A 14,696-nucleotide genomic window follows, 5' to 3' on the forward strand; every position below is an offset into this window, starting at 1 on the left:
GCTACGTAGCGTTTTCAAACTATCTCTGGCGTTTTCACTACCATGCTCAATATGCATGGCAATTAAACGGTTAAAACCTTTTATCGAAGGACGATGCTTTAGCTCATCGGTGATAAATGCTCCGGCGGCATACACACCCCGATCCTCTTTGACCACGTCTGCCAGTGCCAGAATAACCGTGGCTGAAGGCGCGTATGACAAACAATGCCGTAAGTAAAACTCATATTCGGGTCTATTATTCAACACAGTGTAACAGCGTTTGAGCATCGGAATCGTTTCAGACACAAAGCTCACATCTTGTTTTTCTACATTACGTAATGATTGGATGGCTGTTTTCCATTGCTGTTGTCCCATGGCGATGCGCGCCTGAAGAAATGACGCCCGCACCGACTGAGGATCGAGTTGCAGCCCTTGCTTTATATATTCCGTCGCTTCTTTATAGAGTTTTTTATTCACACTGTTTTCAGCGAGCTCACAGTAGTAATGTGCGCATTCATGCCGAATAGTTTTTATCTCATCAGGGTTGAGTTGCTGTGCCGTTGCTAATGCCTCATCCCACTCCTGCTCTTTTTCATAGAGCTTGGTCAGCACGGTCAATGCTTTACGTCTGGTTTCGCGGGGGGGATTTTGTTGAACGATATCTTTAAGGAGGTTTTCGGTGCGATCCAGCAAACCCACCGCATCATAATCCAATGCCAGTGCCATCTGAATCCGTAAAGAATCCTGTCTTGACAGATCAGGGCGGGCGAGTAGATTTTGATGAATATTGATGGCGCGTTGCACATCACCTTTACGCCGGAACAGCTTTGCTAACGCTAAGTGTGCCGGAATAGTTTCACTATTAACTTCTAATGCTCTGATGAAGCTATCAATAGCCTCATCTGTTTTTTCATTCAGCAGGTGGTCAAGACCAATAAAATAGTCCTGACCTAACGCACCACTTGATGCGGTTACCTGATCCCGGCTTAAACTGATTCGACCAAGTAACCATCCGATAAAAATCGCGACAACTAACGGAATTATATACCAGATATCGAGCATTCTAAGCAGCGTCTTTAAGCGATGCCGTCCTCAACTGATCAAGTTCTTTTGATGTTGCATTTATCTTACGCTGACTACCCATCAAGCGCGCTTTTAATGCAACCACCGCGACAGTACTGAGCATGAAGCCCAGCAAGCCACCCAATACAAAGGCGGCGATCAGCCACAGTGACAAGCTCGCTTCAGGCAATGTTATAAAAACCAAATCAATCGATACTTTTTCAGTGTTATGTATCGTAAACATAATGCCCACGACCAGAATAACTACTGACAGTAAGAATACTATTATCAACTTTAAGAAACGCACAATTTACCCTCCAATACCTTACTGATACTGCTCAATACTTTCATTTACCTGTTCGCGTAACTCTTTACCCGGCTTGAAATGGGGAACATATTTAGCCGTTAACGAAACAGAATCACCCGTTTTCGGGTTGCGGCCTATACGTGGAGCTCGAAAATGAAGGGAGAAACTACCAAAACCTCGAATTTCGATACGGTCACCATTTGCCAATGATTCAGTCATATGATCAAGCATCGCTTTCACTGCCAGTTCAACATCCTTTACAGAAAGTTCAGGATGCCGATCAATCAGGTGCTCTATCAATTCTGATTTTGTCATTATACTCCCTCCACTGGGTCAGACACTATTTTTTCCCGTTCTCCCTGTGAACGAAAAAGACGCCGCATGGCGCCTCAGGGATCAGGATTTATTTTTATTCATCTGTTGTTTTATCAGATCACCAATCGTGGTCGGCCCTGCAACATCAGCACCTTTAGGTGGCACTGGTTTTGCTGATTCATCTTTGGGTAGCTCTTTCTGCGCCCCTTTGTGCGGCTCTTTGTGTGATTCTTTTTGCTTAGGTGAAGGGTCAGCCTGCAGCTGTTTAATACTCAACGCAATACGCGAACGCTCGATATCAATCGATAATATGACGGCTTCAATTTCATCGCCCTTATGGTATTGCTTAACGGCCTCTTCACCCGGTATATCCCAAGACAAGTCTGATAGATGTATCAGGCCATCAATATTTCCATCCAGGCCTATAAAAATACCAAAATCAGTGATGGATTTAATTTTTCCTGTCACCTTGTCATCTTTTTTATACTTTTCTGCAAATGCATCCCACGGATTCTGCTGACACTGCTTCATACCCAACGAGATACGACGTCGTTCTTTATCAATTGCCAGAATCATCACTTCGATTTCCTGACCGACATGAACAACTTTTGAAGGATGAATATTCTTATTCGCCCAATCCATTTCAGAAACATGGATAAGACCTTCTATGCCCTCTGCTATCTGAGCAAAACAGCCGTACTCGGTTAAATTAGTCACACGAGCGCTGGTCTTTTCGCCAACCTTCAGTTTAGCGACCATCTCTTCCCACGGATCGGCCAGCAACTGCTTCATGCCTAATGAAACGCGCGTGCGCTCCGGATCATACTTAAGCACTTTGACATCGATCTCATCACCGACGGTCAGCACTTCGCTTGGATGCTTAACACGCTTCCAGCCAATATCAGTGATGTGCAGCAAGCCGTCCACACCGCCCAAATCGATGAACGCCCCGTAATCTGTCAGATTTTTCACGATACCTTTCAGCACAATGCCTTCGGCTAACGTTTCAATCAGTTTTTCACGATCCGCGCTGTTCAGCTCTTCGAGTACGGCGCGGCGGGATACCACAATGTTGTTACGCTTGAAGTCCAGCTTAACCAGCTTGAATTCGAGTTCCTTACCTTCCAGGTGGGTACTATCACGCAGCGGGCGAATATCTAACAATGACCCTGGCAGGAAGGCTTCGACACTACCAACCGTCACGGTAAAACCACCACGCACTTTACCGGTAATCGCACCGGTGATGGTTTCATCTTTTTCAAAGGCTTGCTCAAGTACTTCCCATACTTCAGCTTGCTTCGCCTTCTCACGCGAGAGTTTCGTTGAGCCATAGCCATCTTCGACACTTTCCAACGCCACTCTGACTTCATCTCCGATGGCAACGGTCAACTCACCCTTGTCATCTTCAAATTCTGCCCGTGGAATGACGCCTTCCGATTTGAGTCCTGCATTAACAACTACAAAGTCATTCTCAATCGCCATCACGGTACCGGTCACAATAGAACCCGGTGCCATGTTCAATCCCTGCAGACTCTCTTCGAAGAGATCAGCAAAACTCTCGCCCATCATCTCATTACCCTCGCAGCTCTTTTATAGTACAGCTGTTTTATAGTACAGCTGGCGCTGCCTGTTATCAGCCAATCGTTATTAAACTCTTTACCACAGCCCTGTAACGCAATCCTTTAACGCAATCCTTTATGACGGACTTCCTCAAGAATAGCGCCCAGTACCTCTTCGATAGTCATACTGGTCGAATCCAGGACCATCGCATCACTCGCAGGTTTTAACGGCGCTACACTTCTGTTCTTATCACGCGCGTCACGCTCTTGCAAGTCTTTCAATATTACCTCAAGGCTAGCACTGAGCCCCTTATTTATCAACTGGTTATATCGTCTACTTGCTCTTTCTTCAGCACTTGCATCTAAATAAACTTTTAATGTGGCATGCGGAAACACAACAGTGCCCATATCACGCCCATCGGCGATCAAACCCGGTAACTCGGCAAAGGCACGTTGGCGCTCAAGTAAGGCCATTCTGACGGACGCTATGGCGGCAATCACAGAGGCATCATTACCTACCGACTCACTCCGTATAGCCTGTGTAACTTCTTCGCCTTCGAGGATTATCTGAACAACATCGTCACGCGAGGTAAATTGCACATCTAAATGAGCCGCCAGTACTACCAACGCCTCTTCATCTTTGATAGAAACACCATGGTGACTTGCGGCAAGCGCTGTCAAGCGATACAGCGCACCACTATCCAACAGCCTCCAACCCAGATTGTCTGCCAATAACCTGCATACAGTTCCCTTACCAGAACCACTCGGTCCGTCCACTGTAATAACAGGTACACGGGTGTTAACTTGAGACATCACGTCTCCTCCTTATTAATACGGATTCCTGCTTTTTGAGCAACATCAACAAACTCTGGAAAAGAGGTTGCTACATGACTGCAGGCTTCTATCACTACTTCACTATTGGCAATGGTTCCAGCAACAGCAAACGCCATTGCTATTCGATGATCATCATAACTACTGACTTTAGCTCCTTGTAATACACCACCACAAATCAGGATATTATCTCCTTTGACGGTGACATCTATTCCCATTCTAAGCAGCCCTTCTTGCATCGCTTCAATACGATCACTCTCCTTATACCTTAACTCGCTCACTCCACTCAAACAGGTCACGCCCTGAGCAGCCGCAGCGGCAACAAAGATGACGGGGAATTCATCAATAGCAACCGACACCAACTCATCAGGAATCGTAATACCTCTTAAGGGTGCGTAACGCACATGAATATCGGCCACCGGCTCACCACTTAACATGCCCGGATTTTCAAGGGTCAGATCAGCTCCCATCAAGCCTAATATCTTTAATACACCTGAGCGGCTTGGGTTAACGCCAACCTGCTCAATCACCAGATCTGACCCTGGATTTATGGCGGCTGCCACTATAAAAAATGCCGCCGAGGATATATCAGCAGGAATCTCAATGCTGGTTGCTTTTAACACCTGTCCTGATGCAATCGTAACGGCATCGTCCTCAATGGTTAGCTGCACGCCAAAATTTTGTAACATTCGCTCAGTATGATCCCGCGTGATTGCTGGCTGCTGAATACGCGTTTGCCCCGTTGCATAAAGCCCTGCCAGTAACAAACACGATTTAACCTGAGCACTCGCCACCGGCATTTGGTATTCAATAGCGGATAACTGCTGCCCACCCTGAATAACCACCGGCGCACCGCCTCCCTCAGAAGTCTGAATAGAGGCACCCATTTTGCGTAAAGGTTCCGCGACTCTTTCCATTGGACGCTTTGACAGTGAATTATCGCCCAATAGCTGCGAATCAAAGGCCTGCGCCGCCAATAAACCACTCAATAAACGTAACGATGTGCCTGAGTTCCCCAGATACAGCGGGCCTGGTGGCGGATACAAACCCTGCAATCCAACACCATATATTTTAACTCTGCCCTGATGAGGCCCTTCGATGACGACGCCCATATCACGAAACGCCTGCACAGTCGCCAGGCTATCTTCACTTTCAAGAAAGCCGCTGATATGGGTAATTCCCTCGGCTAAAGCCCCCAACATGACAGCACGATGTGATATCGACTTATCACCCGGCACACGAATGCGTCCCAGTAATGGAGCCGCCGAATGAACATGAAAGGTTACCTGAGATTTATGAGAGTTTTGTGAATACGCTGTCCCTGTGAGCATTTTACTAAAATGCTCCCGGGCAGATTTAGCGCGTGTAAAAATACCGAGCATCGATTGGCTGTCACTGGCAACAATCGCTTGCCGCAAGGTCGCCAGACCATCCGTAAAGTTGTCTATCTGATTAAGAATTTCTTGCTTATTGGCAACACAGACGTCGTGCCACATCGTCGGGTCTGATGCCGCAATACGCGTGAAATCGCGAAATCCACCGGCCGCGTAGCGGAATATTTCTCTACTATCCTGCTCTTTAGCCAGGGTATCGACGAGTGAAAAAGCAAGAATATGCGGCAGATGACTGGTGGCCGCCAACACTTCATCGTGTCGCTCAACCCCCATCTGCAACACTTCTGCACCGGTACTTTGCCACATTCTCGCGATAAGACGGGTGGCACTTTCATCGGATTCAGGCAGCGGCGTGAGTATGATTTTATGCTTGGCGAAGAGGTTTTCATCCGCGGCGGCAACACCACTTTTTTCAGAACCGGCAATCGGGTGTCCGGGGATGAATTTGTCAGGCACAGTGCCAAACACCGTTTGCGCCGCCAGGATGACGTTCGCTTTGGTACTGCCCACATCAGTGATAACTGTCGCAGGGCTTAGGTAAGGCTTTATCGCAGCAAGGACGTTTTCAGTGGCTTTAACAGGCACCGCCAGCACAACAATATCTGCCGTAGCGACAACTTCAGCTAAATCACTAAAGCCTTCATCGATAATACCCAGATCAAGTCCTTGCTGAAGATCGTCAGGGTTACGGTCATAACCGGCAACAATCTTGGCAAATTTTTTCTTCTTCAGTGCTTTAGCCAAGGATCCACCGATCAGACCCAGACCAATAATTAATACTCGATTGACCATAAAACTCACAGCGTCGTACTCCGCTGCAGACTCTCTACACGCATAATTGACTTCATAAGCACTTTATAATTCTTATAATACCGCTTTAGGGTAAGACCCCAACAATTTTAGCTCTACCGAACCGGATTCAAGTTCTGATAGTACTTTTTGCACTTTAGGATCATCGACGTGCCCTTCAAAGTCTATATAAAACATATAGCTCCAGCCACCCTGCCCGGCTGGACGGGTTTCTATACGTGTCAGACTGATACCATGACGATGAAACGGTTCTAACAGGGAATAAAGCACACCCGGTTTATCATGCGCACTCATCAGTATTGATGTTTTATCATCGCCGCTGGCGCCAACGTCCTGATCGCCAATGATTAAAAACCGTGTAGTGTTGTCTGGCTGATCTTCGATGTTACGTTCCAGCACCTCTAGCTGATATAACGACATCGCCATATCACCGGCGATCGCCGCCGTGCCAACCTCTTTCGACGCCAGTCGGGCACCTTCGGCATTAGAGCTGACGGTTATATGCTCGGCATGCGGATAGTGAGCATCTAACCAGCTATGGCACTGCGCAAAGGATTCCTGGTGGGCATATATGCGGCGAATCGATGCAGAATCTGTCTTCTCCTGGACCAGCAAGTGATGATGGATTTTCAACTCCAACTCACCACAGATACGCAAATTAAAGCGTTTGAACAGATCCAGTGTATGCGTTGCCATCCCTTCAGAGGAGTTCTCAATCGGCACCACACCATAATGTGCCGCGCCGGCTTCAACTTCGCGAAACACCTGATCGAGTGAATTCATCGGGGCGCTTTCAGCAGAGTGGCCAAAATGTTTCAGTGCAGCCTGCTGAGTAAAGGTTCCCTCAGGCCCGAGAAATGCCACGCGCATCGGTTTTTCAAGCGCCAGACACACTGACATGATTTCACGAAACAAGCGCGCCACTTCTTTATCTGCCAGCGGGCCTTCGTTGCGCTCCATGACTCGCTTAAGCACCTGCGCTTCACGCTCAGGCCGGTAGAAAACAGCAATTTCTTCTCCTTGAAACTGCTGTTTAACTTCCGCTACCCGTTGTGCACAGCTAGCACGCTGGTTCAGCAGAAGATGAATTTGCTTATCGATTGAATCAATCTGGTCGCGCAGTACTTTGAGCGCCTGTTCCTGTTCAGTCATGCAAAGATCCTATTTTCGCTGATTAGCCTTACTTATTCTCAACATGCTTACGTTCAAAATGCTGCATAAATTCAATTAATGAATCAACGGCCGTTTCAGGCACAGCATTGTATATACTGGCACGCATACCACCCACAGAACGATGCCCTTTTAGATTAAGTAACCCAGCCTGTTCGGACTCTTCAATAAAAAGCTTATCCAAAGCGGCATCGGCTAATGTAAAAGGCACATTCATCCAGGAGCGGTTAGCGATCGCAACCGGGTTCGCATAAAAAGTACTCTGATCAATCGCCTGATAAAGCTTTTCTGCTTTACGCTGGTTGATCGCCTGCATACCTTCAACGCCACCCTGACGTTTCAACCATTGAAAGATCAATCCGGCAAGATACCAGCCATAAGTAGGCGGAGTATTATTCATCGAATCAGCAGCGGCATGCACCGCATAGTCAAACATAGTCGGCGTACCTGGCAGCGTCTGGCCTAACAGGTCTTCACGGACGATCACTACGGTTAGTCCCGCAGGCCCGATATTTTTCTGCGCGCCGGCATAGATTAAAGCAAAACGAGACACGTCGATCGGGCGAGACAAGATAGTAGAAGACATATCCGCGACTAAAGGCACATCACCTGTTTGCGGAATATAGTCAAACTCAACACCACCAATGGTTTCATTCGGCGTGTAATGCACATAAGCAGCCTCAGGATTAAGCTGAAGCTGATCCTGGGACGGCGCCGATGTAAAATTATTATGCTGCGTCGTTGCGGCAATATTTACATTGCAATAGCGGCTCGCTTCTTCAATGGCCTTTTTAGACCAGACGCCGGTATTGATATAATCTGCGGTTTTTTTGTCGCGCAAAAGATTCATTGGAATCATCGAAAACTGGCTGGTCGCACCGCCTTGCAGAAACAGTATTTTGTAGTTATCCGGCACCTGCATCAGATCGCGAAGATCCTGTTCAGCCTGCTCTGCAACAGAAACATACTCTTTACTGCGATGGCTCATTTCCATTATGGAAAGCCCATGGCCATGCCAATCGAGCATCTCTTCCTGTGCTTGTTTCAAAACCTCTTCGGGAAGGGCTGCCGGCCCAGCACTGAAATTCAACTTACGAATCATCTCGTTCTCTTAATGTTCACTCAGACACAATAAAAAGCGCGGCTTTCGCCGCACTTAACTTACTCGGCTTCAGGCGTATTATCAGGCAACTCGTCCTGATCTTCATCTGAATCTGTTGGCTCTTCTATATCAGCATCTGTATCCACATCCGCAGCTACATTAGATCCAACATCCTCAACACCCTCTGCACCTTTTATATCATCAGCGATATCAGCGGCTTCATCACTCTCGGCATCAATGACTTCAGGTTCTTCGATACGTGCCAGGCTCACCAGATTTTCACCACCGGCCACACGAATCAGCATGACACCCTGCGTGTTACGACCCAGTACTGAAATTTCTGAAGTTCGCGTACGCACCATAGTGCCCTGATCACTGATCAGCATCACATCGTCGCCTTCAAAGACCTGTACTGCGCCGGCCAACACACCATTACGATCAGTGCACTGCATACCGATAACGCCCTGGTTACCACGGCCTTTACAAGGGAAGTCTTCTACGGCGGTTTGTTTACCAAAACCGCGTATTGAAGCCGTCAGCACCTTACCGCCCTCCTGTGGAATAATCAGAGAGATAACCCGTGTTGCGCCCTTCATTTTCACACCGCGAACACCACGGGCGGTTCGACCCATAGCACGCACGTCAGCTTCGTGGAAACGCGCTACTTTACCGGCATCGGTCACCAACAGAATGTCATTATCACCTTCGGTAATAGCGGCACCAATCAAGGCATCATCATCCAGCAGATCAACCGCAATCAGACCTGAAGAGCGTGGGCGAGAAAAGTTAACTAAAGACGTTTTCTTAACGGTTCCACTGGCCGTCGCCATAAAGACAAAGCGATCTTCACTGTATTCATTGACGGGTAAGATGGTAGAAATACGTTCACCTTCATCCAGCGGCAGAATATTGACGATCGGACGACCGCGTGCTGCACGGCTGGCTTGCGGTATTTCATATACTTTTAACCAGTAGACTTTGCCTTTATTGGTAAAGCACAAAATCGTCGCGTGCGTACTGGCAATCAGCAGATGCTCAACAAAATCTTCATCTTTAACAGCCGTAACTGACTTACCTTTACCGCCACGACGCTGCGACTGATAGTCCGTTAACGGTTGTGTTTTCGCATAACCGCCATGAGAAATAGTGACCACCATATCTTCTTCAGTGATCAAATCTGCAACCGTTAAGTCACGTCGGGAAGCGATAATCTCGGTACGGCGTTCATCACCATACTCAGCCACAATCGCTTCAAGCTCTTCACGGATGACTTCCATCAAGCGAGTATGAGAAGCAAGAATTTCGAGTAATTCAGCGATCCTAACCAACAGTTCCTGATATTCGTTGATCAGTTTTTCATGCTCAAGACCGGTCAAACGATGCAAACGCAGATCAAGAATTGCCTGAGCCTGGACAGGTGACAGGTAGTATTTACCGTCACGCATTCCATACTGAGGATCAAGATCATCCGGCCGACATGCGTTTTCACCCGCACGCTCCAACATGTCGACAACCGAACCCGGCTCCCATGCTGTTGCAGATAAACGCTCTTTGGCTTCTGCAGGCGTAGGTGACTGCTTGATTAATTGGATCACTTCATCGATGTTAGCCAGTGCAATCGCCAGACCTTCCAGCACATGGCCACGTTCGCGTGCCTTGCGCAGCAGGTAAACTGTTCGACGGGTAACGACTTCACGGCGATGACGAATAAAGTTCTCAAGCAGTTCTTTGAGATTCAGTATTCTTGGCTGACCATCCACCAGTGCCACCACGTTAATACCAAACACACCTTCCATTTGTGTTTGAGCAAACAGGTTATTGGCAATGACTTCAGGCATTTCGCCACGCTTCAGTTCGATATAAATACGCATACCATCCTTGTCGGATTCGTCACGTAACTCACTGATGCCTTCCAGTTTTTTCTCTTTTACCAGCTCGGCAATTTTTTCTATCAAACGCGCTTTGTTCAGCTGATAAGGTATCTCGGTAACAATAATGGCGGTACGGCCTTTACTGTTTTCTTCGACATGATATTTGGAGCGGATATAAATACGACCGCGTCCGGTACGATACGCTTCGAGAATACCCGCACGGCCATTAATGATGGCACCCGTAGGAAAGTCCGGGCCAGGAATATAGTTCATCAGCCCATCGACATCGAGCTCAGGGTTTTCTATTAATGCAAGACAACCACTGACAACTTCACGCAGGTTATGCGGCGGGATATTAGTCGCCATACCCACGGCAATACCGGATGAACCGTTAACTAATAGATTGGGTACACGCGAAGGCATGACTTCCGGAATAAATTCGGTGCCGTCATAGTTAGGTACGAAATCGACGGTTTCTTTATCTAAATCAGCCAATAGCTCATGAGCAATCTTGTCCATGCGAATTTCGGTATATCGCATTGCAGCTGCAGAATCGCCATCAACCGAACCGAAGTTCCCCTGACCATCCACCAGCGTATAGCGCATGGAAAAGTCCTGAGCCATACGAACGATCGTGTCGTATACAGCACTGTCACCATGAGGGTGGTACTTACCTATAACGTCACCCACCACACGGGCTGATTTTTTATAGGGTTTGTTCCAGTCATTGCTCAGTTCGCTCATCGCAAATAGGACGCGACGATGCACCGGTTTTAAGCCATCACGGACGTCAGGCAGTGCCCGGCCGACAATAACACTCATGGCATAATCGAGATAAGACTGTTTCATCTCATCTTCGATATTTACCGGCAATATTTCTTTGGTTAAATCACCCATGTGTTTCAGCTTTCCTTGATTCGGTCTGCTAATCTTGATTCGTTCTTAATCGAACAAGCCCTCAAAAACGGGCCCCGTTTTTAACCGGACGAGTATACCACAAGATTTTAAAAAGATTGCCGCAAAATGAATATGTTGCACTGACTGTTTAACCGCGATAGCCAGTGTTAGAATAGTTTTAATCGAATTACAATTCAGATACCGTTTCTTATGACAGATCATACATTTTCAGCAAACGTTGACCCTTCCGAAATCGCCAAGTTTGAAGAGATGGCGAGCCACTGGTGGGATAAAAACAGCGAATTCAAACCTTTGCATGATATTAACCCGTTACGCGTGGGTTATATCGACCGCATCGCATCGCTCGCCGGAAAAAAAGTACTGGATGTTGGCTGCGGCGGTGGGATTCTGTCTGAATCGATGGCATTACGCGGCGCTGAGGTGTCTGGCATAGATATGGGCGCCGCGCCACTGAAAATCGCCAAACTACATGGCCTGGAAAGCGGCGTTTCGGTCAATTACCAACAAATCACGGCAGAAGAGATGGCCGAGGCTCACCCTGATACATTTGATGTCGTCACTTGTATGGAGATGCTCGAGCATGTGCCGGATCCATCATCCATCATAAAAGCCTGTGCCAAGATGGTTAAACCCGGTGGTCATGTGTTTTTTTCTACATTGAACCGCAACCCGAAAAGCTACCTGTTCGCTATCCTCGGCGCCGAGCACCTGCTCAAGCTCGTTCCGCAAGGCACGCACGACTTTAAAAAGTTCATCCGCCCTTCAGAACTGGCCAGTTGGGTTCGACAGGCCAAACTACAGACCAACGACATTACCGGCCTGACGTATAACCCTTTCACCAAGCAGTACCGACTCGACCCCAATGATGTCGATGTTAATTTTATGATCGCGACGACACGCTCCGGGTTATAAATTGAGCGCCACACGCCACATAAAAAACAACCGAAAACCAGAAGCGGTGCTGTTCGATCTTGACGGTACCTTACTTGACACTGCTCCTGATTTTCATTGGGTTATTAATCAACTCCTCAAAGCACACAACCTTCCGGAGCAGCCCTACACAGAACTACGCAAACAGGTGTCAAATGGCGCCAACGCCATGCTAAAGACGGCCTTTAAGCTACCCGACGATCATACCGAACTACCCTATCTCAACCAACAAATGCTCGAGCTGTACGCACAACACCTGGCGGTAGACAGCCTGTTATTTCCAGGCATGCAGTCGCTGCTGAGCACATTGGAAGACAAGCAGATCCCGTGGGGCATTGTTACCAATAAGCCAGTGCGATTCACCACACCGATTCTTGCCGCACTGCAGCTCGATCTTCGCAGCGCATGCACCATCTGCCCCGAACACGTCAGCAAAACAAAGCCCGATCCCGAATCCCTGCTACTCGCCTGCCAGCAGCTCAAAGCAACACCTCAAAACTGTATTTACATTGGTGACCATATTCGCGATATTGATGCAGGAAATCGCGCCCAGATGTTCACAATTGGCGCACTCTATGGGTATATTAACGAATTAGAGAATCCGAGGGACTGGCAAGCCAACGAATACGTTGAACAAGCCGATCAGATTCTATCTGTAATAGACGCGCATTTTTGAGAGCCGTCGTAACAAATAAGGACGCTTTCTATGTTTGAATACCACGCTCCCGACAATCTGCTGGAAAACAAAATCATTCTGGTGACCGGCGCCGGTGACGGCATAGGACGAGCTGCCGCGCTTAGCTACGCAGCACACGGCGCTACCGTCATTCTGGTAGGCAAAACTATTGAAAAACTCGATAAAGTCTATGATGAAATTGAAGCGGCAGGCGGCCCCAAGCCTGCCATCCTGCCCCTCAATCTGGAAACAGCCACCGAGCATGACTTAATTGATATCACCAACACGCTGGATAAAGAGTTTGGTCATATCGACGGGCTACTTCACAACGCTTCCGTGCTGGGCATCCGGACACCTATCGAATCATACGACCCGGTTACCTGGCAGCAAGTCATGCAGGTCAATATCAACACACCGTTTTTGCTAACACAAACACTGATGCCCTTGCTGCATCGCTCAGAAAACGCATCCATCATTTTCACGTCATCGAGTGTTGGCAGAAAAGGCCGTGCCTACTGGGGTGCTTATAGCGTTTCTAAATTTGCAACCGAGGGATTAATGCAGGTATTAGCCGACGAAGTCGAGAACACTGCTAATATTCGCGCCAACTGTATCAACCCCGGAGCAACCCGCACCAAAATGCGCGCCTACGCTTACCCTGGGGAACAACCAGAAACCAATCCGGAACCTGGCGAAATCATGCCTCTTTATTTATATTTAATGGGAAAAGATAGCCAGGATATTAACGGCCAATCACTGGATGCCCAATAAATATAAGCTCAAGGCTCACTATAAAAGCGACACATAAAGGGCATATATAAGGGGCATATAAAAAGAACATATATAAAAAACGCAGCCGATTGGCTGCGTGCTTATTTATCGACTATTTTATCAAGCAGCTGCTTAACTAGTCTTTACGATGCTTTGGCCCAACAGAATGACGCACCTGCTGATGCTTATAACGTCGCTCCAGCTTTTCTTTATCTGCCGGTTTCATCCGCACAGGTTTCTTTTGATCCAAACCAAGCCGCGTCGACAAGACTTTAATATCTTTTTGCGTCAACTCTTTCCAGGTTCCGGCCTTTACATCACTTGGCAAAAAGAGCGAACCGTAACGTACACGCTTCAAACGACTTACCTGAAGCCCCTGAGACTCCCACAAGCGACGTACTTCGCGGTTACGCCCTTCCATAACGACACAGTGGTACCATTTATTCGCACCGTCACCATCAAAGAAGCGGACATCGGTAAATTTAGCCATACCGTCTTCGAGCAGCACACCCGCTTTGAGACGCTCCAGCATCTCTTCAGGCACATTACCCAACACCCGCACCGCATATTCGCGATCTATATTGGCAGAAGGGTGCATCATCATATGCGCCAACTCACCATCGGTTGTAAATACCAGCAAACCACTGGTATTCAAATCCAAACGACCAATCGCAATCCAACGTCCCGTCCGGAGCGGCGGAAGGTGATCATAAACCGTAGGACGCCCTTCCGGATCATGCCGGGTCGACACTTCACCTACAGGCTTATTATAAATCAATACCCGACGCGGGCTTTCAGCTTCTGAAACAATATTAGCTGCATGCCCATCAACCAGAATCTGATCACGGTGACTAACCCGGTCTCCCTGAGTTGCTGTGCGTCCATTTACGGACACTCGCCTTTCTTCTATCCAGCGCTCCATCTCACGACGTGAGCCATATCCAGAGCGCGCCAACACTTTTTGTAACTTTTCATCAGACATGTGACGCTCCTAAAGCATA

The 14,696-nt window shown here is 47.9% G+C and carries 13 protein-coding genes; 3 read left to right on the forward strand and 10 right to left on the reverse strand.

All coding sequences use genetic code 11. The features are described from left to right. The 9 genes from BM099_RS02935 to gyrA form a co-directional block, all read right to left on the reverse strand. A partial coding sequence (locus BM099_RS02935; RefSeq protein WP_090724241.1) for a tetratricopeptide repeat protein occupies positions 1 to 1,041 on the reverse strand: 1,041 nt, incomplete at its 3' end. A 1-nt stretch (position 1,042) separates the two neighbouring features. Further along, positions 1,043 to 1,285, reverse strand: coding sequence for a LapA family protein (locus BM099_RS02940; RefSeq protein WP_232348850.1), 243 nt, complete (start codon positions 1,283 to 1,285; stop codon positions 1,043 to 1,045). Between the two features lie 81 nt (positions 1,286 to 1,366). Continuing rightward, a complete protein-coding gene (locus BM099_RS02945) occupies positions 1,367 to 1,663 on the reverse strand; it encodes an integration host factor subunit beta (RefSeq protein ID WP_090724247.1) in 297 nt (98 codons plus the stop codon). A gap of 81 nt (positions 1,664 to 1,744) precedes the next feature. Further along, entirely contained in the window at positions 1,745 to 3,229 is a 1,485-nt protein-coding gene (rpsA, locus tag BM099_RS02950; protein WP_090725221.1) for a 30S ribosomal protein S1, read from the reverse strand. Positions 3,230 to 3,345: 116 nt separating this feature from the next. Next, positions 3,346 to 4,035 carry a (d)CMP kinase gene (gene cmk / locus BM099_RS02955; protein WP_090724249.1) on the reverse strand — a complete coding sequence of 230 codons (690 nt, stop codon included), beginning with the start codon at positions 4,033 to 4,035 and terminating at the stop codon, positions 3,346 to 3,348. Further along, a complete protein-coding gene (locus tag BM099_RS02960; protein ID WP_090725224.1) occupies positions 4,035 to 6,239 on the reverse strand; it encodes a bifunctional prephenate dehydrogenase/3-phosphoshikimate 1-carboxyvinyltransferase in 2,205 nt (734 codons plus the stop codon). The genes cmk and BM099_RS02960 overlap by 1 nt, the downstream gene beginning before the upstream one ends. A 72-nt stretch (positions 6,240 to 6,311) precedes the next feature. Next, positions 6,312 to 7,409: a prephenate dehydratase gene (gene pheA, locus BM099_RS02965; RefSeq protein WP_090724252.1), complete on the reverse strand. Its 1,098-nt coding sequence runs from the start codon at positions 7,407 to 7,409 to the stop codon at positions 6,312 to 6,314. A gap of 28 nt (positions 7,410 to 7,437) precedes the next feature. Continuing rightward, complete coding sequence (serC, locus tag BM099_RS02970) at positions 7,438 to 8,529, reverse strand: 3-phosphoserine/phosphohydroxythreonine transaminase (protein ID WP_090724255.1); 1,092 nt, start codon at positions 8,527 to 8,529, stop codon at positions 7,438 to 7,440. Between the two features lie 59 nt (positions 8,530 to 8,588). Then, entirely contained in the window at positions 8,589 to 11,297 is a 2,709-nt protein-coding gene (gyrA, locus tag BM099_RS02975) for a DNA gyrase subunit A (RefSeq protein ID WP_090724258.1), read from the reverse strand. Between the two features lie 210 nt (positions 11,298 to 11,507). On the opposite strand from gyrA, the gene ubiG reads away from it, so the two are divergent. From ubiG to BM099_RS02990, 3 genes are read left to right on the forward strand one after another with little or no spacing between them, the layout of a single operon-like run. Continuing rightward, the gene (gene ubiG, locus BM099_RS02980; RefSeq protein ID WP_090724260.1) at positions 11,508 to 12,230 is read left to right on the forward strand and encodes a bifunctional 2-polyprenyl-6-hydroxyphenol methylase/3-demethylubiquinol 3-O-methyltransferase UbiG; all 723 of its coding nucleotides are present in this window, start codon (positions 11,508 to 11,510) and stop codon (positions 12,228 to 12,230) included. Between the two features lies 1 nt (position 12,231). After that, positions 12,232 to 12,924 carry an HAD family hydrolase gene (locus tag BM099_RS02985; protein ID WP_232348851.1) on the forward strand — a complete coding sequence of 231 codons (693 nt, stop codon included), beginning with the start codon at positions 12,232 to 12,234 and terminating at the stop codon, positions 12,922 to 12,924. A gap of 30 nt (positions 12,925 to 12,954) precedes the next feature. Then, on the forward strand, positions 12,955 to 13,695 hold the full coding sequence (locus BM099_RS02990) for a YciK family oxidoreductase (protein WP_090724262.1): 741 nt from the start codon (positions 12,955 to 12,957) through the stop codon (positions 13,693 to 13,695). A 136-nt stretch (positions 13,696 to 13,831) separates the two neighbouring features. On the opposite strand, the gene rluB is transcribed toward BM099_RS02990, so the two are convergent. After that, on the reverse strand, positions 13,832 to 14,677 hold the full coding sequence (rluB, locus tag BM099_RS02995; protein WP_090724264.1) for a 23S rRNA pseudouridine(2605) synthase RluB: 846 nt from the start codon (positions 14,675 to 14,677) through the stop codon (positions 13,832 to 13,834). Between the last annotated feature and the right edge of the window lie 19 nt (positions 14,678 to 14,696).

The organism is Neptunomonas qingdaonensis (assembly GCF_900113275.1).
Lineage (GTDB): Bacteria > Pseudomonadota > Gammaproteobacteria > Pseudomonadales > Balneatricaceae > Neptunomonas > Neptunomonas qingdaonensis.